Source organism: Pseudomonas sp. SJZ080 (assembly GCF_007828295.1).
GTDB lineage: Bacteria > Pseudomonadota > Gammaproteobacteria > Pseudomonadales > Pseudomonadaceae > Aquipseudomonas > Aquipseudomonas migulae_A.
The window spans coordinates 80280-105172 of record NZ_VIUK01000004.1 but is presented as its reverse complement, the minus strand read 5'-3'; the positions used below and the strand labels follow the sequence as shown (position 1 = coordinate 105172).

The 24893-nt window shown below is 59.8% G+C and carries 20 protein-coding genes; 7 read left to right on the top strand and 13 right to left on the bottom strand.

What is annotated here, in order from left to right:
* Positions 1–166: 166 nt before the first annotated feature.
* A complete protein-coding gene (locus tag FBY04_RS07600) occupies positions 167–3133 on the top strand; it encodes an RHS repeat-associated core domain-containing protein (protein WP_145314893.1) in 2967 nt (988 codons plus the stop codon).
* 30 nt (positions 3134–3163) lie between these two features.
* Here the strand turns inward: FBY04_RS07600 and FBY04_RS07595 are convergent, their stop codons facing one another.
* From FBY04_RS07595 to FBY04_RS07575, 5 genes are all read right to left on the bottom strand, one after another.
* A complete protein-coding gene (locus tag FBY04_RS07595) occupies positions 3164–3607 on the bottom strand; it encodes a hotdog fold thioesterase (RefSeq protein WP_056853110.1) in 444 nt (147 codons plus the stop codon).
* 31 nt (positions 3608–3638) lie between these two features.
* Positions 3639–5306 (bottom strand): AMP-binding protein, encoded by a 1668-nt coding sequence (locus FBY04_RS07590; protein WP_145314892.1) that lies wholly within the window; start codon positions 5304–5306, stop codon positions 3639–3641.
* 157 nt (positions 5307–5463) lie between these two features.
* On the bottom strand, positions 5464–5916 hold the full coding sequence (gene sixA, locus FBY04_RS07585) for a phosphohistidine phosphatase SixA (RefSeq protein WP_084322001.1): 453 nt from the start codon (positions 5914–5916) through the stop codon (positions 5464–5466).
* Positions 5913–6260, bottom strand: a complete 348-nt coding sequence (locus FBY04_RS07580) for a DUF4389 domain-containing protein (protein WP_084322000.1) — start codon at positions 6258–6260, stop codon at positions 5913–5915. The genes sixA and FBY04_RS07580 overlap by 4 nt, the downstream gene beginning before the upstream one ends.
* Before the next feature lie 31 nt (positions 6261–6291).
* The gene (locus tag FBY04_RS07575) at positions 6292–7317 is read right to left on the bottom strand and encodes an NAD(P)H-dependent glycerol-3-phosphate dehydrogenase (RefSeq protein WP_084321999.1); all 1026 of its coding nucleotides are present in this window, start codon (positions 7315–7317) and stop codon (positions 6292–6294) included.
* 198 nt (positions 7318–7515) lie between these two features.
* Here FBY04_RS07575 and FBY04_RS07570 point away from each other — a divergent pair, with 198 nt between their 5' ends.
* From FBY04_RS07570 to FBY04_RS07540, 6 genes are all read left to right on the top strand, one after another.
* Complete coding sequence (locus FBY04_RS07570) at positions 7516–9639, top strand: TonB-dependent siderophore receptor (RefSeq protein WP_145314891.1); 2124 nt, start codon at positions 7516–7518, stop codon at positions 9637–9639.
* The gene (locus tag FBY04_RS07565; protein ID WP_145314890.1) at positions 9640–10572 is read left to right on the top strand and encodes an ABC transporter substrate-binding protein; all 933 of its coding nucleotides are present in this window, start codon (positions 9640–9642) and stop codon (positions 10570–10572) included.
* Positions 10569–12470, top strand: a complete 1902-nt coding sequence (locus tag FBY04_RS07560) for an ATP-binding protein (protein ID WP_145314889.1) — start codon at positions 10569–10571, stop codon at positions 12468–12470. Before FBY04_RS07565 ends, FBY04_RS07560 begins: the two co-directional genes overlap by 4 nt.
* A 247-nt stretch (positions 12471–12717) precedes the next feature.
* Positions 12718–13233 (top strand): 3-hydroxyacyl-[acyl-carrier-protein] dehydratase FabA, encoded by a 516-nt coding sequence (gene fabA / locus FBY04_RS07555; RefSeq protein ID WP_003179264.1) that lies wholly within the window; start codon positions 12718–12720, stop codon positions 13231–13233.
* Between the two features lie 11 nt (positions 13234–13244).
* Complete coding sequence (gene fabB, locus FBY04_RS07550; RefSeq protein WP_084321995.1) at positions 13245–14465, top strand: beta-ketoacyl-ACP synthase I; 1221 nt, start codon at positions 13245–13247, stop codon at positions 14463–14465.
* 426 nt (positions 14466–14891) lie between these two features.
* A complete protein-coding gene (locus FBY04_RS07540) occupies positions 14892–15080 on the top strand; it encodes a hypothetical protein (protein WP_084321994.1) in 189 nt (62 codons plus the stop codon).
* A 68-nt stretch (positions 15081–15148) separates the two neighbouring features.
* Here FBY04_RS07540 and FBY04_RS07535 read toward each other — a convergent pair whose 3' ends face one another.
* The 8 genes from FBY04_RS07535 to FBY04_RS07495 all read right to left on the bottom strand — a co-directional run bounded on the left by FBY04_RS07535 (position 15149) and on the right by FBY04_RS07495 (position 24750).
* Positions 15149–15691: a DUF2058 domain-containing protein gene (locus FBY04_RS07535; RefSeq protein ID WP_084321993.1), complete on the bottom strand. Its 543-nt coding sequence runs from the start codon at positions 15689–15691 to the stop codon at positions 15149–15151.
* A 28-nt stretch (positions 15692–15719) separates the two neighbouring features.
* Entirely contained in the window at positions 15720–16553 is an 834-nt protein-coding gene (gene mazG / locus FBY04_RS07530) for a nucleoside triphosphate pyrophosphohydrolase (RefSeq protein WP_084321992.1), read from the bottom strand.
* Between the two features lie 131 nt (positions 16554–16684).
* On the bottom strand, positions 16685–18928 hold the full coding sequence (relA, locus tag FBY04_RS07520; protein ID WP_017340169.1) for a GTP diphosphokinase: 2244 nt from the start codon (positions 18926–18928) through the stop codon (positions 16685–16687).
* A gap of 123 nt (positions 18929–19051) precedes the next feature.
* Entirely contained in the window at positions 19052–20404 is a 1353-nt protein-coding gene (gene rlmD / locus FBY04_RS07515; protein WP_145314887.1) for a 23S rRNA (uracil(1939)-C(5))-methyltransferase RlmD, read from the bottom strand.
* Positions 20404–21306, bottom strand: coding sequence for a cysteine synthase CysM (gene cysM / locus FBY04_RS07510; protein ID WP_084321990.1), 903 nt, complete (start codon positions 21304–21306; stop codon positions 20404–20406). Before cysM ends, rlmD begins: the two co-directional genes overlap by 1 nt.
* A gap of 108 nt (positions 21307–21414) precedes the next feature.
* The gene (locus FBY04_RS07505; RefSeq protein WP_145314886.1) at positions 21415–22437 is read right to left on the bottom strand and encodes a YhcG family protein; all 1023 of its coding nucleotides are present in this window, start codon (positions 22435–22437) and stop codon (positions 21415–21417) included.
* Between the two features lie 179 nt (positions 22438–22616).
* Complete coding sequence (locus FBY04_RS07500; protein ID WP_084321988.1) at positions 22617–24041, bottom strand: sensor histidine kinase; 1425 nt, start codon at positions 24039–24041, stop codon at positions 22617–22619.
* Positions 24028–24750, bottom strand: a complete 723-nt coding sequence (locus tag FBY04_RS07495) for a response regulator transcription factor (RefSeq protein ID WP_145314885.1) — start codon at positions 24748–24750, stop codon at positions 24028–24030. The genes FBY04_RS07500 and FBY04_RS07495 overlap by 14 nt, the downstream gene beginning before the upstream one ends.
* Positions 24751–24893: the final 143 nt, after the last annotated feature.

The following is a 24893-nucleotide window of genomic DNA, read 5'->3' as shown; positions in this document are numbered from 1 at the left end:
GTCCGCAAGCCCACCGTGATTCGCAATGACCGTAACTGCCAGGAATGATGACAGTCGTGCCGTGGCTATGAGCGGCAAGGGTCGGACCTGTTATTTATGACAGTTGACAGCCAATCCTCAGGACGCGGATAAGAACACTGCCGCCAAACCTCGGGCAACGCCTGTCATGACTCACGTCAACACGCCTGCTATTGCAGTGATCGACTCCCGGGGACTGGGTGTGCGTGGTGTGGCATATCACCGCCGCGACGATTCTGCAGCTGAAACCTGCATCACACAGCAGGTACACGATGTTGCCGGGCGTGCGGTGTTGAGCCGCGACCCACGGTTGTTTCTTTTGCATCAGGCAGGCCAGAGCGCCGCCAATCAAATCAATGTATTCAGCCTGTCGGGCGCCGTGCTTTTATCCGAAAACGGCGACGCTGGTTGGCGCCTGGGGTTGCTCGGCGAGGATGGGCAAGGCGTCGAAGGTTGGGATCAGAAACTCAGCCATAGCTGCGTGCGTTATGACGGGCAACGGCGGCCGATCGCCGCATTCGAGTGTGCTCACGATGGAGCGGAACACTGCATCGCGCGGTTTTCCTATGCAGATGTCAGAGCCGATGAAACCCACAACCGGCGCGGACAATTGATTCGGCATGACGACACCGCAGGCTCTTTGCGCTTCATCGAATTCGGCCTCGCCGGCACGCCGCTGGAGCACAGCCGTACCTTTGTAGAAGATCCGCAATGGTCCGTGAACTGGCCCGAAGCCGAGACCGAGCGCGATGGTTTACTGGAGGATGAACCCGCTATCACCCGCATTCACTGCAACGCGGTGGGTGAGCCCATCAGGCAGATCGATGCAAAAGGCAATGTCCAGAGATCCATTCTGACCCGTGCTGCCGAGCTGAAAGAAGTTCGCCTGACACTTGCCGGGCAGACCGAGGAAAAAATCCTGGTCAGTGACATCCAGCACAACGCCTTCGGCCAGGTCGAACGACAACGTGCGGGAAACGGCGTGATTTCGTGTGCGACGTTTCGCCCTGAAGACGGGCGACTGGAGCAGCTGAAGGCCTACGTACCGGGGCAGCCAGCACTGCAGGATCTGATTTACGACTATGACCCGGCAGGCAATATCACATGCCTGACCGACAGCGCCGATCCTGTTCATTACCATCGCAATCAACGAATCGAACCGACCCATCGTTACCGATACGACAGCCTTTACCGACTGATAAAAGCCAGCGGCCGACAGCTTCGCAACGCCCCTGGTGGTCCGCAATTGCCAGCGTTCCAGTCCGCCCCCGATCCCGGACAACTGGAAAACTACACGCGCATTTACACCTACGACAAGGCCGGCAACCTGGAGGTCATGCAGCACCAGGCAGACAATGCAAACCGCACCGAACGCACAGCCATCGCCCGCCTCAACAACCGCAGCCTGCCCGAAAAAACCAATGGCGAGTTACCCGACGAGAACGAAATTGCCGCCGGTTATGACGCCAACGGGAACCGCAACACCCTTCAACCGGGACAAGGCTTGCTATGGGATCTGCGCAATCAGTTGCGTCAGGTCGAACAGGTAGTGCGTGAGGATGAACCCAACGATATCGAGTTTTACCTCTACGACGGCAGCGGCCAACGTCTGCGAAAGATCCGCCGCGCCTACACCGGAACCCTGACCCGCAGTCACGAAACACGCTACTTGCCGGGTGTGGAAATTCGCACCTGCGCTGACGAAATCCTCCACGTCATAACAGTGAAGGCCGGACGCGGAACAGTTCAGGTTCTGCATTGGGAGAAAAAGCCAGCATCAGACATTCCCCAGGATCAGCGTCGCTACGGCTTCACCGATCATTTGAACTCCAGCACCGTCGAGGTGGATGAAGACGCCAAACTGATCTCATGGGAAAGCTACTACCCGTACGGTGGAACCTGTTGGTGGGCCGGGAGAAACAAGCTGGAAGCCAGCTACAAAACGATTCGCTACTCGGGGCAGGAACGGGATGCCACGGGGTTGTATTGCTACGGGTTTCGCTACTACATACCTTGGTGTCAGCGATGGTTGAGTGCCGATCCGGCAGGGACCTCGGACGGGTTGAATCTCTATGCGATGGTTCACGGGAATCCGGCGGGGCATGTAGATATCGCCGGACTGATAGATGACCACACGGTACAAAGCAGAAACCTTCGCGATGCGTCTTCATCAGCCTTTATGCGCGATTTCGTTTCCAGAGGTTTGTCTGGCCTTGTACAAATGTCGACCATTGCGGCGCTGAACACCTTGCCACCCAGTCGTGCTACTAACGCTGCACTGGCCACAACCGCCGGCCTGCTTGAGGGGATTTCCGTCGGGATTGTCGGTGGCGGTTTGGCTGCACGGTTTCATCGTAACGCAATGGTATTGGGTGCCATCGGCGGCCTTATGATAGGAGTTTTACCGGCGGCGTTGAGTCACGACAGTGATTCAACGGACGAATCAGAGGTAGAACTGAACCAGACAGCCATCAACCGAATAGGCGCGGCAGCAGGCGCAATCACTCGAGAAATCTCACAACAGATCCTCAGGGGGCATGGTGCAAACTTTCCCTGGGGCAATGTCAGCCTGGGTAATCGGATGCCGACCTTTTATCGAACAGGCTCGGTCTATGCAGTTACCAATGCGCTCAACGGCGCGTTCGGTCGATATGTCCCAGAGTCCATTCGCAGTTGGTTAGGTCCTTTAGTAGAGGGGACGGATGGGTTTGTCGGAACATGGTTGCGGGGAAATCATCCAGAAACAACCTATGCAACCGGCACTTCGCCGATTCAGAGACCACCGTTCTTCGATACAGCCTTCGGAGCAAGCGGCAGGATTACCTCCGGCCTGTTCATTTACGGCGTAGGCACCGCGGTTGAAGCCGCGACGGCCAGCATCACCGGCCTGGGTGCCTCCGAGCGCGGTGATTCGGTGAACATGATAAGTGGAGCCGTCACCGGTGCCTTCACCGCGCTCAGTGGCCATCGAGCTCTGATCATGGAAACCGCTCTGAACGGATACCGTGGAATGAATCCGCAGGTAGCAGATCGCATTAGTCCAGACGTCCAGTCAGCGGTACCTAGATCATCAAGCAGCCGATTCGTCGTCCGACGCCATAGCGCTCACGTCTGAAGCCGTCTGTCGAGACCCGATTCAAAAGGATTATCGAGCCGGCGGATTCTCTCCCAACGGCACAACCGCCATGGTCAGCCGCGACACACAACTGGCCTTGCCCTCATCGCTGGTCAGCCGAATATCCCAGACATGGGTGGTGCGCCCGATGTGAATCGGCTTGGCCACCGCCGTTACCCGACCGCTACGCAGTCCACGCAAATGGTTGGCGTTGATTTCCAGCCCCACGCAGTAGAACTTGCTGGCATCGATGCACAAATAGCTGGCCATGGAGCCGACAGTTTCCGCCAGCACCACGGACGCACCGCCATGCAGCAGACCATAAGGCTGGTGCGTTCGATGGTCGATGACCATGCTGGCGGTCAGGGACTCTTCGTCGAAGGCTTCGAAGCGGATATCCAGCACTTCACCGATGGTGTTTTTCTGAATCGCGTTCAACTGCTCGATGTTGGGAGTGGTGCGCCACAAACTCATTGCAGACATCCTTTGTTGGTTTTGTCGTGACTCAATCCTGCCACAGCACCGCTTCGCTGCGCTCGCTCCATTCTTCGAACCGGGCACCATAAGCCGCTTCGATCACGTTGCGCTTGATCTTCAGGGTCGGCGTCAGAAAACCGTTTTCCACCGCCCAGCTGTCTTTGACCACCACGAGCCGGCGCAGGCGCTCATGCTTGTCGAGGGCGTCGTTGACCTCCTCCAGCAGTTTTTCCAGGCTTGAATGCAGACCGGCGCGCGCGGTTCCGCCCGCGTCCTGCTGCCCCACCGCCGAGAGTACGCACAGTCCCAGCGGCGCGCTCAAACCGTCGCCGACCACACACACCTGTTCAATCCGCGAATGCACGGCCAGGCGGTTTTCGATCGGTGCAGGGGCGACATACTTGCCTTTGCTGGTCTTGAAAATTTCCTTCAGCCGTCCGGTCAGGCGCAGGTTGCCTTCGGCGTCTTGCTCGCCCTTGTCGCCGGTGCGCAGGAAACCGTCCTCGGTCATCGTCTCGGCGGTTTTTTCCGGATCCTTGAAATACCCGAGCATGTTCGCCCCGCTGCGCACCATGACCTCGCCCGATTCGGCGATCCGCACTTCAACCTCCGGGCAAGGCTTGCCGATCCAGCCGGGTTTATTCTCGCCGGACCGGCCGATGTGGGAATAACCGCAACTTTCGGTCATGCCGTACACCTCCAGCACATCCAGCCCGAGCTTTTGATACCACAGCAACAAAGTCTGCGGCACCGGCGCTGCGCCGGACAATGCCACGCGCAAGGCATCCAACCCGAGCGCGGCGAGCACTTTGTGCCCTACCCGCTTGCCGATGAAGGGTAACCCGAGCAGGAAGTCGAGGCGTTTCGCCGGGATCTTGCTGTACACGCCCATCTGGAACTTGGTCCAGATGCGTGGCACGCCGAACAGCGCGGTAGGCCGCGCACGCTGCAAATCGGTCAGGAAAGTATCGAGGCTCTCGGCAAAGAATACGGTTTGCCCGGTGTAGATCGAGGCCAGTTCAACGAACATTCGTTCGGCGACATGGCACAGCGGCAGGTAGGACAGCAGCCGATCCGATTCATTGAGGCCGAACAGTTGCGTGCCGTGGGTGGTAGCGAATCCCAGCGTGCCAAAGCTGTGCATCACGCCTTTGGGCATGCCGGTGGTGCCGGAGGTGTAAATGATGGTCGCCAGTTGATCGGCGGCAGGTTTGGGGTCGTCCTGGATCGGTGAACACGCTTGCAGGTCGGCCCAGCTGAAATCGAAGCTGCCCGGCGGATGCAGTGGCAGGCTGATGGTCGGCAGGTCGGGGCGAACCCCGCGGGACATGCCGGACCAGTCATCGAGCTTGCCGATGAACGCCAGCGCCGCTTCGGAGTGCTCGAGGACTTGCGCGACGGATTCGGCAGTGAGGTTCGGGTATAACGGCACCGAAACGTGCCCGGCCATCCAGATCGCCAGGTCGGCGATGATCCAGTGCGCGCAGTTTTTCGAGATCAGGGCGATGTGACTGCCTTGCGGCAATTCCCGGGCCCGCAGCCAGTGCGCGGCGCAACGGGCCTGATGGCCGACGTCTTCCCAGGTCAGGGTTTCGACCTGGCCGCCACCCACCGGTTGAACCAGAAAACGCTGACGGGGATGACGTGCCTCGCGCTCGTAAAAGACGTCCAGTGGCAAATGAAAAGCAGCAGACATGCGACTCGCTCCTTTATTTTTGGTCTGGAGCAAGCGTAGTCAACCAAGCGGTTGCTTGGTTAATTATTTGTCTGCAAAAAAGATCGCAGCCTTCGGCAGCTCCTACATGGATTGTGTACATCCTGTAGGAGCTGCCGAAGGCTGCGATCTTTTGCGGTTACGGGTGCTTGATGCTGTTGAGCTTCATCGCCCCGGCCAATGGCAAATCCCCTTCCAGCTCTGCGAGACCGGCAGTGCCAACCCTTTCCGGGTCCTGTACATGGCCATGCTGCAGATACCCCAGCAAGTTGCCCACCAACGGGTTATGACTGACCAGCAATGCGCGATCCACGGAGACCAGTTGTTCCGAAACCACTTGTGGGCTGTAGTCGGGGGTCAACCATTCGACGGTGCGGATTTCCGGTGCGAACCCCAGCGTGTCGCGTACCAGTTGCGCGGTCTCCTGCGCACGGCGGTAGGGGCTGGCATAAATGGCTGTAAGCTTTTTATCCATCAGTTCCGCAGCCGCGCGCAACACCTCCTCACGACCGTGTGCCGTCAATGCCCGCTCGGAATCAGGACGTTTGCCGTGTGGCTCGGCCTCACCATGACGCAATACCCAGAGTTTCATAGCTTGGGTTCCTCATCTCGGGCCGGATGCGGCGCAGGCGCCACGACGTGCGGCGCTTCACCTTCCGGTGTACGCGGCGTCGGCCAGTCGGCGAACGGCCAGGGTTTCTGGTCGCTGTGGAACGTGCCGAAACGACCGATCTGCGCCAGAAACTGGCTCAGGCTGTCGCCGAAATTCATCAGGCTGGCGCTCGGGGCGCCATAAATCAAACGATAGACCAGTTGCACCAGCACCACGGCGCCGAGGATGAATTGCGCCACCTGCCAGACCAGCAGGAAGACGATCATCCACAACACCCGCAGCAGGATGGATTCGTAGCCGGCTTCTACTTTCGGATCGTTCATATGCAAGTCCCTGCCTGTTTTAAAAGCGTGATCAGTTGAAACCACTGGTGGAAATAAAGTCGACGTCGGTTTTCGGTTCGCCGCGCATCAACGCTTCAATCACCTGATTGAGCGTGCGCCCTTCGAACAGAATCGCGTGCAGCCCGGCGACCAGCGGCATGTACACGCCCACCTCCTGGGCCTTGGCCTTGAGCACTTTCAAGGTATTCACACCTTCCGCGACTTCGCCAAGCCGCGTCACCGCTTCTTCCAGGCTCAAGCCTTGGCCGAGGGCGAATCCGACCTGATAATTGCGGCTTTTCGGCGACGAACAGGTCACGATCAAATCCCCCACACCCGCAAGCCCCAGGAACGTCATCGGGTTGGCCCCCTGATTCACGGCAAAGCGGGTCATTTCCGCCAGCGCCCGGGTGATCAGCATGCTCTTGGTGTTTTCGCCCATGCCCAGCGCCACCGCCATGCCGGCGATGATCGCGTAGACGTTTTTCAGCGCCCCGCCCAACTCCACGCCGAAGCGGTCGGCGCTGGCGTACACGCGAAAGGTGCGGCCGTGCAGCGCTTCCTGAACACGTTGGCAGAGTTCTTCGTCTTCGCTGGCGACCACGGTGGCGGTCAGTGCGTGTTCGGCGATTTCACGGGCCAGGTTCGGCCCGGACAGCACGCCAATGCGCGCTTGCGGGGCGATTTCTTCGAGGATCTCGCTCATCAGTTTGAATGTGTGGGCTTCGATGCCTTTGGTCAGGCTGACCAGCAGCTTGCCGCTCAATCGTTCGGCGTGCGGGGCCAGTACCGAGCGCAGGGCGCTGGACGGCAGCGCAACGAAGCACAGGTCGCAAGCCTCCAGTGTGGCTTGCAGGTCTGTGACCGCTTCCACTCCTGGGAGAATCTTGATGCCTTTGAGGTAACGCGGGTTCTCGCGATTGACCCGAATGGCTTCTGCCTGTTCAGGGTCACGCATCCACTGCCGGACCTGAAGCCCGTTCTCGGCCAGCAGGTTAGCCACGGCGGTACCAAAACTTCCGCCTCCCAGGACCGCAATCGGGCGCTGTTCAGTCATATGCAATCCGTTAATCCAATACCAGTGGCGATGCCGGCATTATACGGAGCGGCCCAGTGGCGGCCAGCCCCCGCGTCAATTACCGGTACTTGTATGAAGAAGACCAACAAATCCGAGGAAAATGCCGCCATCGTGACTGGAAAAGTCGACGAGCTCGGTTAACATGCGCGCCAGTAAAATCGCTATCAAGGATGTGTTGTGTCGTTTGGCCCTGCTTCACCCCGCTCGCCGCTGGTTCTGGCGCTGATTTTCAGCCCGCCGTTGCTGGCGGACGACCTGTTTCTCGACAGCGAGCCACTGCCGCACGTGCTGACGGCTACGCGCCTGAAACAGTCGCCGGCCGCGGTGCCGGGGAGCATGACGGTGATCGACAGCGAACTGATCAACGCCAGCGGTGCCCGGGACATCAGCGAGTTGTTGCGCCTGGTGCCTGGAATGATGGTCGGCAACATCACTGGCAATCAGGCCGCGGTGAATTATCACGGCACCAACGCCAGCGAAGCCCGGCGCATGCAGGTGCTGATCGACGGCCGTTCGGTGTACCGCGCCGGCCTGGCCACGGTGGACTGGAGTGACATTCCGGTGGCCATGGAAGACATCGAGCGCATCGAAGTCTTCCGCGGCCCGAACACTGTCAGCTATGGTGCCAATGCGCTGATGGCGGTGGTCAACATCATCACCCGCAATCCGGCCGACAGCCACGGCACGCGGATGAAGGTCACCCACGGCCAGCGCGGCATCGACGATTTCTACGCCAGTCAGGGCGTGGGCTGGGACGGTGGCGACTTGCGTCTGTCGCTGTCCGGCCAGCAGGACGACGGCTTCGACTCGGACCGCAAGGGCGCCGACTATCGCGACAGCCGCCGCCTGAATCGCTTCAACCTCGCCGTCAGCCAGACGCTCAACGAACAGCAAAGCATCGACTGGCAATTAAATGCCAAGGACGGGAGCAATCAGCGCCCTTATACCTACCGTCCAGTGTTCTCGGGTATTACTGCCGCCGGGAACAATTCCGACGTCGTCGCCAAAGACTACGCCGGCTCCTTGCGCTGGAACCTCGACCTCAATCCCGATCACAGCCTTTATATTCAAGGCTCGGCCCAGCACTGGGATCGGCAGCAAACCTGGCGTGCCTGCGACGCCGAAGTCTCGTTCAGCCCCGAACTGACCGAGCTCTGGCAGCTCAATCCGAATTACACCGAACGTCTGGCGCGCAACATCGAGCGCTACCTCGTTCCCGGCGCACCGGCCGGCACGGCGGCGGAGCAAGCCCTGGCCAGTCAAGTGCTGGACCAGTGGCGAAACGGTGCCCGGCGAACCCTCTGCGGTGACATTGACCAGAGCACCCGGGAATCGCGCTACGACCTCGAGTTGCAGGACACCCTCAGCCTGTCCGACAGTCTGCGACTGGTCAGCGGCTTGAACTATCGTTACGACCGGGCCGATTCCGAGACCTATTTCAACGGCACGCTCGATGACACGACCTGGCGCGCATTCGGCCAACTCGAGTGGCGAGCGACCGAACACTGGTTGTTACAGGGCGGTGCGATGTTCGAAGACACGCAATTGAGCGGCAGTTCGCTGACCCCGCGGGTGGCGGTGAACTATCTGATCACTCCGCGCCACGGTTTGCGCGCAGTGTATTCGGAGGCCATCCGTTCGCCGGACATGTTCGAAAACAACGTCAACTGGAGTTACCGGGTGACTAACCTGCAACCCGCTGCCTACGGCCAGAACAGCGCCCGTTATTTCGTCAAGACCCGCGGGCCCGGCAACCTCGAGCAGGAACACATGCGCTCCAGAGAACTGGGCTACAACGGTTTCTTCGCCGAGTGGGGACTGGCGGTGGACGTGAAGGTGTTCCACGACGAGATCACCGGCATGATCAGCGAACCATTGCGCAACAATCAGTACATCGCCAGCAACGCCAACAGTTCGCGCTTCACCGGGGCAGAAACCCAACTCGACTGGCACCTTGGCAGTGCCGACCGGCTGCGCCTGACCTATGCCTGCGTCGATGCTCAGGCGAGCAATCCGCTGGATGCGCGACAGACCGCACGCAACAGTGGCTCCGCCGGCTGGTTGCGCAACTGGGGCCACGGCTGGAACAGCGCGCTCTTCTATTATGGTGACGACGCGCTCAACGGCTATCGTTTCGAGCGGATCGACACACGCATCGCCAAACGCATCGGCCTGGGCAAGGGCAGCCTGGAACTGGCCGGCGTGCTCCAGCAACGTCTCGACAATCAACCCACCACGTTCGTCGATAACAACTACGACGAGCGACGGGTGATGTACTTCAGCGCGGAGCTGGTGTTCTAGATGCTGAAGTGTCCGTCACGCAAGACGCCAATCCTTGGCCGCCTGCTGGCCGGGTTGTGCCTGGTGTTGACCGGCTGGCTGTTGAGCCTGTCGGTCAGCGCCGAGGATATTTTGCTGACCGGTGCCGACGACAGCCCCGGCATGCAGGCTTTCGCGACAGCCCTTGGCGAATTGCGCCCTGACGACACGGTGCGTTTCCAGCCATTGTCCCGTCTGCCGGCACCGAGCAAATTGCCGACCGGCATTCGTTTGATCCTGCTGGACCTGCCCAGCCTCGACTGGCGCCTGCAAGATACCCAGGGCCCAGCGACGCTGGTGCTGCGCATCAGTCGCCTGCAAGCACGTCAGCGCCTGGGCACTGCCCTGCCCGCCCATTTGAGCCTGCTCTGGAGCGATCCGCCGCCTGATCGACAATTGCGCCTGGCCCGAATCCTGCTCCCCCAGGCCAGACGGGTCGGCGTGCTGTACGACACACACAGCGAGTTTCTTCTGAATGAACTGCGCCAGGCCGCTCAACCGCTTGGCCTCGAAATCGTCACCGAACGCTGGGACAACACCAATGACAGCCGCCCCTTGCAAAACCTGCTGAAAAACAGCGACGTGCTGCTGGGCCTCGATGATCCCGACCTGTATAACCCCAAAACCGCGAAAAACCTGCTGCTCAGCAGCTACGCACGACAAACCGCGCTGATCGGCCCGAACGCCGGCTTCGTCAAGGCCGGAAGCCTGACCAGCAGCTACAGCGACCAGAGCGACTGGCTGGCGATTCTCGACGAACTGCTCGACCAGCCACCGGCCACCTGGCCACGCACGCATTACGCCAATCGCTTCAAAGTCTTGAGTAACCCACAAGTGGCTCGTTCATTAGGCATTGAACAGATCAATGAAGCGTTGGTCGCAGCACAGTTGGCCGAAGGAGAAAGCCGCCCATGACTTTTCATCGTCGTTGGGACATCAATACCCGCACCCAGATCATCAGCCTCGGCCCTGCCCTGCTGCTGACCTTGCTGCTGATCAGCTTCTTCACCTTCGTGCGGATCCAGGACCTGCGTCAGGAGCTCAACCACACCGGTCAACTGATTGCCAACCAACTGGCGCCGGCCGCCGAATACGGGGTTATTTCGGGCAACAATGAAGTGCTCGAAAGCCTGCTCAAGGCCACCCTGGCCACGCCCAATGTGCGCTTTCTGGAAGTGCAGGACAGCGCCAACCGGATTCTGGTGTACGTCGAGCACCCGTCGGAAACCCACACGCGCTCGCAACAGGTCGAAGTGTTCCAGGCGCCGGTGCGCTTGCAACGGATCGCGCTGCACAATGATTTCTTCCAGGGCAGCAACGTTGCCACCACCGCTCCCCCCGAGGACTACCTGGGTCGGGTGATCGTCGGTCTGTCGAATGACGCCTTCAGCAAGCGCCAACAGGAAATCCTGTTCAAGGCCGGAATTCTCGCGCTGTTCGCCCTGCTGTTTACCTTCCTGATCGCCCGGCGTCTGGCCGGGAGCCTGTCGCAGCCGATCCGCGATATCGGCAACGCGGTCAAGTCGATCCAGCGCGGCGACTACAAGACACCGCTGCCGATTGTCGATGACACCGAACTGGGCGCGCTGTCGCAACACATCAACAACCTTGCCAGCGGTCTCGAGCAGGCCAGCCGTGAACAGCATCAGGCCATGGCGCAGTTGATCCAGACCCGCGAAGAAGCGGAAAAGGCCAACAACGCCAAATCCGATTTCCTGGCGATGATGAGCCACGAACTGCGCACACCGATGAATGGCGTGCTCGGCATGCTGCAACTGCTGGAAACCACCGAGATGACCGAGGAGCAGGTCGAGTACGCGGCGCTGGCCTCGGAGTCCACCGAACACCTGCTCAAAGTCATCAACGACATTCTCGACTTCTCGCGCATCGAACGTTCGGAGCTGGAGCTGGAGCACATTCCGTTCAATCTGGCGGACCTGATCAGCAGTTGCGCCCAGTCGTTCCAGCACAGCGCTTTGCAACGCGGGCTCGATCTGGCGCTGCTGATCCCCGAAGACATGCGTGCGCTGCAGGTTCAGGGCGACCCGACGCGGATCCGGCAGATCCTGGTGAACCTGGTGGGCAATGCGCTGAAGTTCACCGAGCAGGGCCGCGTCACCATCGAACCGCAATGGCAGTCGCTGGATCACGAATTGTTGTGGTTCACCTGCACCGTGCGCGACAGCGGGATTGGCATCCCGGCCGAAAGCCTGGAATTGATGTTCAACGCGTTCCAGCAGGCCGACAGTTCTATTTCAAGGCGTTACGGCGGCACCGGGCTGGGACTACCGATTGCCCGCACCCTGGCGGAACGCATGGGCGGCACCTTGCGCGCCCAGAGCGAGGAAGGTCGCGGCTCGGCATTCACCCTGGAAATCCCGCTGGCGCTCTATAAACAGACGCTGCCGGTGCGCACCCCGCGCGCGCAGACCGGCAGTGGTGATGGCGAAGGCCGCAATGTGCTGCTGGTCGAGGACAACCCGGTCAACCAGACCGTCGTCGAAGCCATGTTGCGCAGCCTGGGCTTTACTGTCAGCGTCGCCACCGACGGCGCTCAGGCGGTACGCAGCGCAGAAAGCCTGATCTTCGAAGCCATTCTGATGGACTGCCGACTGCCGATCATCGATGGCTACGAAGCCACCCGACAGATTCGCCAACTGCCCGGTTGCACCGACCTTCCGATCATTGCACTGACTGCCAACGCCTTGCAGGGCGACCGTGAAGCCTGTTTATCGGCAGGAATGAACGATTACCTGGCCAAGCCGTTCAAACGCACTGATTTGCAGCAAATTCTGCAGCGATGGGTGCAGTAGTGCAGGCCTTTCGGCTATCTGTGACTGGCGTGAAAGGCGAAAGTGCGGCAGTCTTAGGCACCCGAACAGGCCCGAAAAGGGGCTTGAATAAAAATTTCAGTGCACAAGTGTACATTCATGTCCTTGGTGCTGTGACTTTCACCACAACGCAATAGTCTATGAGTAGGCTGCTGACTCGAGGCATGAACGCTTCGATCGGCCGGGAAGATTTGCCCCACCTGCCGCATGGGACTATTGAGGAGCTCGCATGACCAAACAAAACGCCTTTACTCGGGAAGACCTGCTGCGCTGCAGTCGCGGTGAGCTGTTCGGCCCAGGTAACGCGCAACTGCCCGCCCCGAACATGCTGATGGTGGACCGCATCACCCTGATCAGCGAAGAAGGCGGCAAGTACGGCAAGGGTGAATTGGTCGCCGAGCTGGATATCACTCCGGATCTGTGGTTTTTCGCCTGTCACTTCGAAGGTGACCCGGTGATGCCAGGCTGCCTGGGCCTCGACGCCATGTGGCAACTGGTCGGCTTCTTCCTCGGCTGGCAAGGCCTGCCAGGCCGCGGCCGCGCCCTGGGTTCGGGCGAAGTGAAGTTCTTTGGTCAGGTTCTGCCGACCGCGAAGAAAGTGACCTATAACATTCATATCAAGCGCGTCCTCAAAGGCAAGCTGAACCTGGCCATCGCCGATGGTTCGGTGACTGTCGACGGTCGCGAGATCTACACCGCCGAAGGCCTTCGGGTCGGCGTTTTCACCTCCACTGACAACTTCTAAGGGTTATCCGCATGCGCCGCGTCGTTATCACTGGTCTGGGCATCGTTTCGTGCCTGGGCAATGACAAAGAGACCGTCTCCGCTAACCTGCGTGCAAGCCGCCCTGGCATCCGGTTCAACCCGGAATATGCCGAAATGGGTCTGCGTAGCCAGGTTTCCGGCTCCATCGACCTTCCCCTCGAAGAACTGATCGATCGCAAGATCTATCGCTTCGTCGGCCACGCAGCGGCTTACGCCTACCTGGCCATGAAAGACGCCATCACCGACTCCGGTCTGACCGATGAGCAAGTCTCCAACCCGCGTACCGGCCTGATCGCCGGTTCCGGTGGCGCCTCCACGCTGAACCAGATGGAAGCGCTGGACATCCTGCGCGAGAAAGGCGTGAAACGCGTTGGCCCATACCGCGTCACGCGGACCATGAGCAGCACCGTTTCCGCTTGCCTGGCCACCCCGTTCAAGATCAAGGGCCTGAACTACTCCATCGCTTCTGCCTGCGCCACCAGTGCTCACTGCATCGGTACCGCCATGGAACAGATCCAGATGGGCAAGCAGGACATCGTGTTCGCCGGCGGCGGTGAAGAAGAGCATTGGAGCCAGTCGTTCCTGTTCGACGCCATGGGCGCACTGTCCAGCCAGTACAACGAAACCCCGGAAAAAGCTTCCCGTGCCTACGACGCCAAGCGTGACGGTTTCGTCATCGCCGGCGGTGGCGGCATGGTCGTGGTCGAAGAGCTGGAACACGCTCTGGCCCGCGGCGCGAAGATCTACGCGGAAATCGTTGGCTACGGCGCGACCTCCGACGGCTACGACATGGTCGCCCCAAGCGGCGAAGGCGCCATCCGCTGCATGCAGATGGCCATGTCCACCGTTGATGCACCGATCGACTACCTGAACACCCACGGCACTTCGACTCCGGTCGGCGACGTCGCGGAAATGAAAGGTGTGCGTGAAGTGTTCGGCGACAAGGCCCCGGCCATCAGCTCCACCAAGAGCCTGTCCGGTCACTCCCTGGGCGCCGCCGGCGTTCACGAAGCGATCTACTGCATGCTGATGATGGAAGGCAACTTCATGGCGGGTTCCGCCAACATCGAAGAACTGGACCCGGAAGTGGCAGACATGCCGATCCTGACCAAGACTCGTGAAGACGTCGCTTTCAACACCGTGATGAGCAACAGCTTCGGTTTTGGTGGCACCAACGCGACCTTGGTACTGCAGCGCTGGCAGGGTAAGTAACACTCCGCCTGCACAGCACACAAAAACGCCCCGACTGGTTCGGGGCGTTTTTGTGTGTCTGGAAATAATGTAGTCAGGGCAAGCATGAAACCTGTGGGAGCTGGCTTGCCAGCGATAGTGGTGTGTCAGGCAACATTGATGTCTGGAGTGCCGACGTCATCGCAGGCAAGCCAGCTCCCACAGGTTCTGAGGAGTTCAATCCATCTAGGCTCCAACCGCGGTTTTGCTCGTCGCCAACATGAAGCTTTTGTCATAAAACTCAACGCCCTGCGACCGAATACCGCGTGTTTGGCGGGCTGCAGGACTTTTGCCGATTTCGCAAAAATGGGTGACCGAACTCAGTCGTTTACTTAGCAGGCTAACCAAATATATAACGAAGTCCTGCACACGCCTTGCTGCAGATATCACAGAGATTGGAGCTAGCAGATGACTGTAAAAGTAACTGAACGCGACGATTCACATAAGTCCCACGAAGGCGTAGCCGCCGGTATACGGATCTGGGACGTGCACCAACAAGGCATGTTGGTGGGGATGTTCCACTCCGAAACCGACGCACACGGCTACAAGGCCGAACTGGAAAAACTGGAACAGCAGCGAGCGCTGCAATCCGCATAAGCAATGACAGCATTGAAAACGACAAACCCCGCCATGAGCGGGGTTTGTCGTTGTTGCAACCTAAGGGCTTACCACATCAGATCATCAGGGATCTGATAGGCCGCGTACGGATCATCCTCGGCTGCCGCTTCTTCAGTCTGCACATTCAGCTGCACGATGCGCTGTGGATCGCGCTCCTGGATCTTCAGGGCCGCTTCACGGGGAATCACTTCGTAACCGCCTGCATGGTGCACGATCGCCAGCGAACCGTTGCTCAGCTTGTTGCGCATCAGCGTGTTGACGGAGAGGCGCTTGACCTTCTTGTCGTCGACGAAGTTGTAGTAATCCTCGGTGGTCAGCTTCGGCAGACGCGAGACTTCGATCAATTGCTTGACCTGCGCGGCGCGGGCCTTGGCCTCGGCCTTCTCCTGCTGCTGACGGTTCAGCTCCTGGTCGCGCTTGACCTTTTCGGCCATGGCTTCCTGGGCTGCACGCTGCTGGGAATCATCGAGCTCGATCTGGCCTTTATGGGCCAGGCGCTGCTGTTTCTGCTTCTCTTTGCCGACCTGTTTGGCCTGCTTTTGGTTGACCAGCCCTGCCTTTAGCAACTGGTCGCGAAGGGAAATGCTCATGGTGCTTATTTCTCACTTAGGCCACTGCTCAACCGCAGCTGGGCAAATTCTTTTCCTGACGTTTGGCTTCGCCCCACAAGGCGTCCAACTCTTCGAGGGTGCAATCTTCCATGGGACGGTGGGTGTCGCGCAATGCCTGTTCGATAAAACGGAAGCGCCTTTCGAATTTGCTGTTGGCGCCGCGCAAGGCGGTTTCCGGATCGACCTTGAGATGACGCGCCAGGTTGACCACGGAAAACAGCAAGTCGCCGACCTCATCGGCAATTGCTACCGAGTCGTTCTCGGCCATCGCTTCGAGCACTTCATCGAGTTCTTCGCGGACCTTGTCCAGCACCGGCAAGGCGTCCGGCCAGTCGAAACCGACCTGCCCTGCGCGCTTCTGCAACTTGGCTGAACGGGATAACGCCGGCAGCGCGGCAGGCACATCATCGAGCAAGGACAGTTGTTCCGGCGCCGCGGACTTCTCAGCGCGTTCTTCAGCCTTGATCTCTTCCCAACGCTGCTTGACCTGTTCTTCACTCAGACGCGGAACATCCAGCGGCGCGTACAGATCACCGGTGGGGAACACGTGAGGATGACGACGGATCAGCTTGCGGGTGATGCTGTCGATGACCCCGGCGAATTCGAATCGCCCTTCTTCCCGCGCCAGCTGACTGTAATAAACCACCTGGAACAGCAAATCGCCCAGCTCACCCTGCAAGTGATCGAAGTCGCCGCGCTCGATGGCGTCGGCGACTTCGTAGGCTTCCTCGAGGGTGTGCGGGACGATGGTGGCGTAGGTTTGCTTGATGTCCCATGGGCAACCGAACTGCGGGTCACGCAGACGGTTCATCAGGTGTAGCAAATCTTCAAGTGAATACATCAATCAGTCTCACCGCAAAATCCTTGTGGGAGCGGGCTTGCTCGCGAAGAGGGAGTGCCAGTCAACATCTGTGTTGTCTGACCCACCGCTTTCGCGAGCAAGCCCGCTCCCACATTAAATCGGCCCGGCCATCATGGCGTACGGTTACGCCGGGTTTCGATGATGTTCGGCAACTGGGATATGCGCCCCAGCAACCGTCCAAGCGCATCCAGCCCCGGAATCTCGATGGTCAGGGACATCAACGCGGTGTTGTCCTCTTTGTTCGAGCGGGTGTTGACCGCCAGCACGTTGATCCGTTCGTTGAGCAGCACTTGCGAAACGTCACGCAGCAAACCGGACCGGTCGTAGGCACGAATGATGATGTCCACCGGGTAAGTGAGCACCGGCACCGGCCCCCAGCTGACCTGGATGATCCGCTCCGGCTCGCGTCCGGCCAGTTGCAGCACCGAGGCGCAGTCCTGACGGTGAATGCTCACGCCGCGGCCCTGGGTGATGTAACCGACGATCGCATCACCCGGCAACGGCTGGCAGCAGCCCGCCATTTGGGTCATGAGGTTGCCGACACCCTGGATCTGGATATCGCCGCGCTTGCCCGGCTTGTAGCCGGTGGCCTTGCGTGGAATCAGCTCCAGCTGTTCGTTGCCGCGTTCCGGCTCGACCAGTTGCTGCGCCAGGTTCACCAGTTGCGCCAAACGCAAATCGCCTGCGCCCAACGCGGCGTACATGTCCTCGGCGGTTTTCATGTTGGCCTTGTCGGCCAGCTTGTCGAAGTCCACCGCGGGCAAGCCAAGGCGACTGAGTTCGCGTTCAAGCAAGGTCTTGCCGGCCGCGACGTTCTGGTCCCGGGCCTGCAATTTGAACCAGTGAACGATCTTCGCCCGCGCCCGGGATGTAGTGATGTAACCCAGGTTCGGGTTCAGCCAGTCGCGGCTCGGGGTGCCGTGCTTGCTGGTGATGATCTCGACCTGTTCACCGGTCTGCAGGCTGTAGTTGAGCGGTACGATGCGCCCATTGATCTTCGCGCCACGGCAGTTGTGGCCGATTTCAGTGTGCACCCGGTAGGCGAAGTCCAGCGGCGTCGCGCCTTTCGGCAAGTCGATAGCGTGACCGTCCGGGGTGAAGATGTACACCCGGTCCGGTTCGATATCGACCCGCAGTTGTTCAGCCAGGCCTCCAATGTCGCCCAGCTCTTCATGCCACTCGAGCACCTGACGCAGCCAGGAGATTTTCTCTTCGTAGTGGTTGGAGCCGGATTTGACGTCGGTGCCCTTGTAGCGCCAGTGCGCGCAAACACCCAGCTCGGCTTCTTCGTGCATGGCGTGGGTGCGGATCTGCACTTCCAGCACCTTGCCCTCGGGCCCGATCACCGCGGTGTGCAGCGAGCGGTAGCCGTTCTCTTTCGGGTTGGCGATGTAGTCGTCGAATTCCTTCGGGATGTGCCGCCACAAGGTGTGGACGATGCCGAGCGCGGTGTAGCAGTCGCGCATTTCCGGCACCAGCACGCGCACGGCACGCACGTCGTAGATCTGGCTGAACTCCAGACCCTTGCGCTGCATTTTGCGCCAGATCGAATAGATGTGTTTGGCCCGGCCGCTGATGTCGGCCTCGACGCCGGTAGCCTGCAATTCGACTTTCAGCTGGTTCATCACATCGGCGATGAAGCGCTCGCGATCCAGACGCCGCTCGTGAAGCAACTTGGCGATCTGCTTGTATTGATCGGGCTCGAGGTAACGGAAGGACAAGTCCTCCAGTTCCCACTTGATGTGACCGATGCCGAGACGGTGGGCGAGCGGCGCGTAGATGTCGAAGACTTCACGGGCGACGCGGTTGCGCTTCTCGTCGTCTGCCGTTTTCACCGCACGGATCGCGCAGGTGCGCTCGGCCAGTTTGATCAGTGCGACGCGCACGTCGTCGACCATGGCCACGAGCATTTTGCGCAGGTTTTCCACCTGGCCCTGAGTGCCCAGCACCAACGATTGACGGGGGCTCAGGCTGGCGCTGATCGCCGCCATGCGCAACACGCCATCGATGAGTTTGGCGACCACCGGACCGAAGCGCTGGCTGACCGCCGGCAGTTCGATCTGGCCTTCGCGCACGCCACGGTACAAGACCGCGGCGACCAACGAATCCTGATCGAGTTTGAGGTCGGCGAGAATCTCGGCGATCTCAAGGCCCGTGCGGAAACTCGAGGTCCCTTCGGACCATAGATTCTTCGCCGCATTGGCTTGTTGTTCGGCGGTGCGAGCGAACTCGCACGCGTCCTTCAAGGCTTCGCGATCCAGTGCCAGATCGACACTGACCGCATGATCGAGCCAAGCCTCGAGGTTGATGCTGCCGTCAGTGTTGATCGGCTGGTGTGCTCTCACCTGTACCATCTTGCTTTACCTTCCCTACGACGCAGTTCAATGCGTCAAATCACTGACCTTCGTTGCCGGGGTGCACTCGCGGGGCCAGGGCGAGTGCTGCACGGGCGGGTCAGTCGGACCAGACGAGCCGTCCTAGCTCGCTTCAAATAACGCCATGGCCTCGACATGTGCCGTCTGAGGAAACATATCGAGAATCCCGGCACGTTTTAACCGGTAGCCCTGCTTGATCAATTCGACCGTGTCGCGCGCCAGCGTTGCAGGGTTGCACGACACATACACCAATCGTTCGGCGCCCAGGGCCTTGAGCTTGCGCACCACCTCGAAAGCACCGTCACGCGGTGGGTCCAAGAGTACCGCACAAAAGCCTTCACGCGCCCATTCGGCATCGGTCAAAGGCTGGGATAAATCGGCCTGAAAAAACGTCGCATTATGCAGATTGTTGCTAGCGGCGTTTGCGGCTGCCCGCTCGACCATCGTCTGCACACCTTCGACCGCCACCACCTCGCGAACGGCCTTGGCCAGCGGCAAGGCAAAGTTACCCAAACCACAGAATAGATCGAGAACACGTTCATCCGCTGTCGGCTTCAGCCAGTCCAGCGCCTGGGCGACCATCGCTTCGTTGACCGCCGCGTTGACCTGGATGAAATCTCCCGGCCGGTACGCCAGGTTCAAATCCCACTGTTCAAGGCGATAGCCCAACGACTGATCGGCCTCGACCGGTTGCGGCTCGCCCTCGCCATGCAGCCACAATTGAGCTTCATGGAACGCGCAGAAATCCTTGAGGATCGTCATATCGGCGTCGGACAACGGCGCCATATGCCGCAACAACACCGCCAACGATGAACCGCTGAACAATTCCACGTGCCCCAGCGCCTGAGGTTTGCTCAAGCGCCGCAACATCTCCGGCAAGCGGGTCATGATCGGTTGCAAGGGCTGTACCAGCACCGGGCATTCGTTGATTGCAACAATGTCCTGACTGCCCGCCGCGCGGAAACCGACTTCGAGTTTTTTCGCTTTCATGTCCCAGCGCACCGCTACACGGGCGCGACGGCGGTAAGCGAACTCCGGACCGCTCAAGGGTGCGGCCCATTCTTCGGGTTCGACACCGGCGACCTTGGACAATTGCTCGGCGAGCATGCGCTGTTTCAGGGCAAGTTGTTCGCTGTGAGGCAAATGCTGAACACTGCAGCCACCGCAGCGACCCGCATGCGGACACGGCGCCGGGCGACGCAATTCGCTGGCCTGGAACACGCGCTCGGTGCGTGCCTCGACGACTTTGCCGTGGGCACCCAACACGCGCGCCTCGACTTCTTCACCGGCCAATGCGCCGAGGACGAACCAGGTGCGACCTTCGAAAAACGCGATGCCGCGACCGTCATTGGCCAGGCGCTCGATGGTCAGGCGCTGCTTTTTGCCGGTCGGAATTTGCGGGGCCTTGCTGCCGCCGGTGGGCTGGAAGCGCAGGCCTCTCTCGTGCTTGGCCATCAGTTGGGCGCGTCGAAAATGCCGGTCGACAAGTAACGGTCGCCACGGTCGCAGATGATCGCGACGATCACCGCGTTTTCAACTTCTTTGGACAGACGCAGCATGGCCGCGACAGCACCACCCGAGGACACGCCGCAGAAGATGCCTTCTTCGCGGGCCAGACGACGGGTTACGTCCTCCGCTTCGCTTTGCGCCATGTCGACGATGCGGTCCACGCGATCGGCCTGGTAAATCTTCGGCAGGTATTCTTGCGGCCAGCGACGGATACCCGGAATCGCCGAGCCTTCCATGGGTTGCAGGCCGATGATCTGTACGTTCTCGTTCTGCTCTTTCAAGTAGCGCGAAACGCCCATGATGGTGCCAGTGGTGCCCATCGAGCTGACGAAATGCGTGATGGTGCCCTCGGTCTGACGCCAGATTTCCGGGCCGGTGGTGGTGTAGTGCGCTTCCGGGTTGTCACCGTTGGCGAACTGGTCCAGCACCTTGCCACGGCCTTCGGCTTCCATTCGCTGGGCGAGGTCGCGGGCGCCTTCCATGCCTTCTTCCTGGGTGACCAGGATCAGCTCGGCGCCATAGGCCGTCATCGCGGCTTTACGTTCGGCGCTGGAGTTGTCCGGCATGATCAGGATCATCTTGTAACCCTTGATCGCGGCGGCCATGGCCAGGGCGATCCCGGTGTTGCCCGAGGTCGCTTCGATCAGCGTGTCGCCGACGTGGATCTGCCCGCGCAACTCGGCGCGGGTGATCATCGACAGCGCCGGACGGTCCTTGACCGAACCCGCCGGGTTGTTCCCTTCGAGCTTGAGCAAAAGGGTATTGCTGGTGGCGCCGGGCAGGCGCTGCAAACGGACCAGCGGAGTGTTGCCGACGCAATCGGCGATGGTTGGGTACTGCAAGGTCATGGCGTATTCGCAATCCAGACTGCGGGGGCGCCTATCATACCGGCAAACGTTCGCAGGCCATATCACGCAAAGTGCGGTGCTTATGGCTTATGGGAATAAGCGAGTCGTTCAGCACTCTTCTGCTTGTGCGACATTCAATGCATAGAACTCATGCAGCTTGGCCTGCAATAACTGCTTGTCCGGTAGCTGGACCTGATACTCAGCGATGAGCGCTGGCGAGAGACTGCGGTTAAGGGCGTACTCGACCACTTCGTCATCCTTGCTGGCACAGAGCAGTACACCAATGGCTGGGTTTTCGTGGGACTTACGTTCACCACGATCCAGCGCTTCCAGATAAAAATTCAGCTTGCCCAGGTACTCCGGTTCAAAACGACCGACCTTCAGCTCAATGGCCACCAGGCAGTTAAGCCCACGGTGGAAGAACAACAGGTCCAAGGCGAAATCCCGGCCGCCAACTTGCAGAGGGTATTCGGAACCGACAAAGCAGAAGTCGCGGCCAAGCTCGATCAGAAACTCCTTGAGGCGTGCCAGCAAGCCCTGATGCAGATCAGTTTCGGCGTGGGCGCCGGGAAGGTCGAGAAACTCGATCATGTAGGCATCGCGGAATATCTCAAGCGCCGAAGGGTGGGTTTGTTTCAGCACGGCGGAGACTTTTGCCGGTTGGGTGACGCTTCTCTCAAACAGGGCAGCCTTGAACTGTCGTTCAAGCTCGCGCTTCGACCATTTTTCCTGCACGGCCATGCGCAGGTAGAACTCACGTTCTTCCGGGTGTTTGCTCTGGCTTAGGACGATCATGTTATGAGTCCAAGGTAATTGTCTCACCAGTGGTGAGACTTTTACGTCGTCCCGATAAGTCTCGTAGAACTGGCGCATGCGGAACAGATTTGGCCGGGTAAAGCCACGCAATCCTGGTTGCGTCTGAGCCAGATGCTCAGCCAACTGAGTCACTACGGAATCGCCCCATTCAGCCAGTTCCAGCTTGCGACTGATGTAACCACCGACCTGCCAGTACAGCTCGATCAACCGGGTATTCACCGCCTGTATCGCCTGTTGCCGGGCACCGTGAATCAGCGCAAGCACTTCATTGAAACGGTCATCGGTTGTGTTGCCGGAAATGTGAGGTGCAGTCATGCCTGATTCCTTGAACATGAGTTAAAGCGTGAGCTTAAACCGTCAAGGAAGCTTGAAATGACCGTTGATACCCTTTGGGAAATGTCGTACAGATTCCAGGGAACGCTCCGGCAAAAACAGATCGGCGGTGGTTGGTGGGCCATCGCGAGCAGGCTCGCGCCCACAGGAGATAGCGCTACTCACACAACTTGTGGCCGACACACATCCACTGCAGGAGCGGGCTTGCTCGCGATGACATCATCACTGACAACCCCATCATCGGCCAATAGCCACATATTCAACCGCAACCCGGAACCCGTGTTCTCCGCCCAAAGCCGCCCGCCCTGCCGCTGCACTGCATTCCTGGCAATGCTCAACCCCAACCCGAACCCACCATTTCCGGGCCGCGAACCATCAAGCCGCGTGAAGGGCGAGAAGATCCGCTCCAGATCCTCCTCTGCCACCCCGCCCCCCTCGTCCTCGAGCCACAAGTGCCAGTAATCACCCTCGCGTCGCCCATCCAGTCGCACAACGCCGCCCTTCGGCGAATGACGAATGGCATTGCGCAGGATGTTTTCCAACGCCTGAGCCAGGGTGTTGAGATTGCCGCGCACCCAACAGGATGAATCCACTGCACATTGCAATTGGCCCACCGGGCAGCCACTTTCATAGCAGGCGTTTTCCGTGAGCATTTCCCACAGCGCCTGAATCTGGATCGCTTCGCCGGGCAAGGGTGAACGCTCGGTGTCGAGCCAGGCCAGTTGCAGCGTGTCTTCGACCAGGCGCTGCATGCCATCGACTTCGCGGCCAATGCGTTCGCGCAGTTGCGTCAGGCTTTGCTCACCCTCGCTGGCCACCCGCAAACGGCTCAAAGGCGTGCGCAGCTCATGGGACAGGTCACGCAGCAGCTGTTGTTGCAGGGCCACCGTGCTTTGCAGGCGTTCGGACATGTGATCGAACGCACGGCCCAGCTCACCCAGTTCGTCTGAACGATTGGTGGTGCGATGTGACAGCCGCACGCCCAACTGATCCGCACGCCAGGCATTGGCCTGCTCGCGCAGTTGATTGAGAGGAACCACCAGCAGTCGATACAACCCGACGCACAGCAGCAACGTGAACAGCCCTGGAATCACACCGTTGGTGATCACGCGCCAGAACACTCGGTAACGCCCGGGCATGAAACGCTGGGGCAGCTCGATCACCAGACTGCCGGCAGACGAGTCGCCGGGAAACGGTACGCGCAGCCATGGCATTCGCTTTCTGTGGATGGGCCAGTCCAGACCTCGCAGAAAAGTCAGGCGCTCGATTTCCCGGTCCGTCAGCGGTTGACTGCTCAACGACTGCAAATCGCCGCCGATGACGCCTGACCAGCCTTTTTCACGCTGACGCATCAGCTGCAGCCAGGCATCGACGCCTTCACTTTGCCCCTGCTGCCACGCCTGTTCGGCTTCGGCGGCATAGCGCGTCAGAGTACTTCGGGCCTCATCCGACAGAAACTGGTTGCGCTCTTCCATGTAGCGCCCCCAGGACCAGCTCAACCAGATCATCAGCAGACAGAACGCCACCAGCAGACAGGCGAGTTTCCAGAACAGCGAATGCCGGCCCGGCAGGTCAGACCATTTCATCGGCAGCACTCAAGACATAACCCTTGCCCCAGACCGTGCGCACTTCCCGCTCGGTGTAGCCGATGGCCTTGAGCTTTCTGCGGATCTGGCTGATGTGCATGTCGAGGCTGCGGTCGTGGGCCGCATAACCCCGTTGCAACACGTGCTGATAAAGGAAGGCCTTGCTCAACACTTCATCGCCGTTGCGGTTGAGCGTGTCCAGCAAGCGGTACTCGCTGCGGGTCAGGCCGGCGGCCTGCTCGCCAAAGAACACCTCGAAACGTTCATCGTCGAAATGCAGACTGTCCACCGCCAGGGCAATCGGTTCTACGGCAGGCCGACGGTCCAGCGCGACGCGCCGCAGGATCGCTTCGATGCGCACGCGTAATTCGGCCATGCTGAAGGGCTTGGGCAAGTAGTCATCGGCGCCGAGGCGGAAACCGCTGATGCGATCCGCCTCGGCCCCCAGCGCCGACATCAGCACTACCGGGGTGGAATGGCTCTGTCGCAATTGGGTCAGCACATTCAGACCGTTCATGCCCGGGAGCAGAATGTCCATCAGCACGACATCGAAGGCTTGTTCGCGGGCCATCGCCAGACCTTCCTGACCGTCCTGGCACCAGGTCACCTGGAAACCGCTACGGCCCAGTTGCTCGTGAACATAAGCACCGAGCACGAGATCATCTTCGATGGAAAGAATGCGGGGATGGCCGACAGAGATGGGAGTCATGAGTATCTGCAAATAATTCTCAGTTGCCGATTATTCAAGATTGCCTCACCGAGGGCAACCCAAGGGTGTGCCCACGACCCGAAAGCATTCAATGACCCGACGAATGACGACATCAATTTTACGAAGATTGCCCGCAAGCAAAT

What these genes read in the sequence shown, in the direction of transcription:
- FBY04_RS07600 (WP_145314893.1), top strand. Translation starts at nt 167, where the DNA reads ATGACTCACGTCAACACGCCTGCTATTGCAGTGATCGACTCCCGGGGA.
- FBY04_RS07595 (WP_056853110.1), bottom strand. Translation starts at nt 3,607, where the DNA reads ATGAGTTTGTGGCGCACCACTCCCAACATCGAGCAGTTGAACGCGATT.
- FBY04_RS07590 (WP_145314892.1), bottom strand. Translation starts at nt 5,306, where the DNA reads ATGTCTGCTGCTTTTCATTTGCCACTGGACGTCTTTTACGAGCGCGAG.
- sixA (WP_084322001.1), bottom strand. Translation starts at nt 5,916, where the DNA reads ATGAAACTCTGGGTATTGCGTCATGGTGAGGCCGAGCCACACGGCAAA.
- FBY04_RS07580 (WP_084322000.1), bottom strand. Translation starts at nt 6,260, where the DNA reads ATGAACGATCCGAAAGTAGAAGCCGGCTACGAATCCATCCTGCTGCGG.
- FBY04_RS07575 (WP_084321999.1), bottom strand. Translation starts at nt 7,317, where the DNA reads ATGACTGAACAGCGCCCGATTGCGGTCCTGGGAGGCGGAAGTTTTGGT.
- FBY04_RS07565 (WP_145314890.1), top strand. Translation starts at nt 9,640, where the DNA reads ATGCTGAAGTGTCCGTCACGCAAGACGCCAATCCTTGGCCGCCTGCTG.
- FBY04_RS07560 (WP_145314889.1), top strand. Translation starts at nt 10,569, where the DNA reads ATGACTTTTCATCGTCGTTGGGACATCAATACCCGCACCCAGATCATC.
- fabA (WP_003179264.1), top strand. Translation starts at nt 12,718, where the DNA reads ATGACCAAACAAAACGCCTTTACTCGGGAAGACCTGCTGCGCTGCAGT.
- fabB (WP_084321995.1), top strand. Translation starts at nt 13,245, where the DNA reads ATGCGCCGCGTCGTTATCACTGGTCTGGGCATCGTTTCGTGCCTGGGC.
- FBY04_RS07540 (WP_084321994.1), top strand. Translation starts at nt 14,892, where the DNA reads ATGACTGTAAAAGTAACTGAACGCGACGATTCACATAAGTCCCACGAA.
- FBY04_RS07535 (WP_084321993.1), bottom strand. Translation starts at nt 15,691, where the DNA reads ATGAGCATTTCCCTTCGCGACCAGTTGCTAAAGGCAGGGCTGGTCAAC.
- mazG (WP_084321992.1), bottom strand. Translation starts at nt 16,553, where the DNA reads ATGTATTCACTTGAAGATTTGCTACACCTGATGAACCGTCTGCGTGAC.
- relA (WP_017340169.1), bottom strand. Translation starts at nt 18,928, where the DNA reads ATGGTACAGGTGAGAGCACACCAGCCGATCAACACTGACGGCAGCATC.
- rlmD (WP_145314887.1), bottom strand. Translation starts at nt 20,404, where the DNA reads ATGGCCAAGCACGAGAGAGGCCTGCGCTTCCAGCCCACCGGCGGCAGC.
- cysM (WP_084321990.1), bottom strand. Translation starts at nt 21,306, where the DNA reads ATGACCTTGCAGTACCCAACCATCGCCGATTGCGTCGGCAACACTCCG.
- FBY04_RS07505 (WP_145314886.1), bottom strand. Translation starts at nt 22,437, where the DNA reads ATGACTGCACCTCACATTTCCGGCAACACAACCGATGACCGTTTCAAT.
- FBY04_RS07500 (WP_084321988.1), bottom strand. Translation starts at nt 24,041, where the DNA reads ATGAAATGGTCTGACCTGCCGGGCCGGCATTCGCTGTTCTGGAAACTC.
- FBY04_RS07495 (WP_145314885.1), bottom strand. Translation starts at nt 24,750, where the DNA reads ATGACTCCCATCTCTGTCGGCCATCCCCGCATTCTTTCCATCGAAGAT.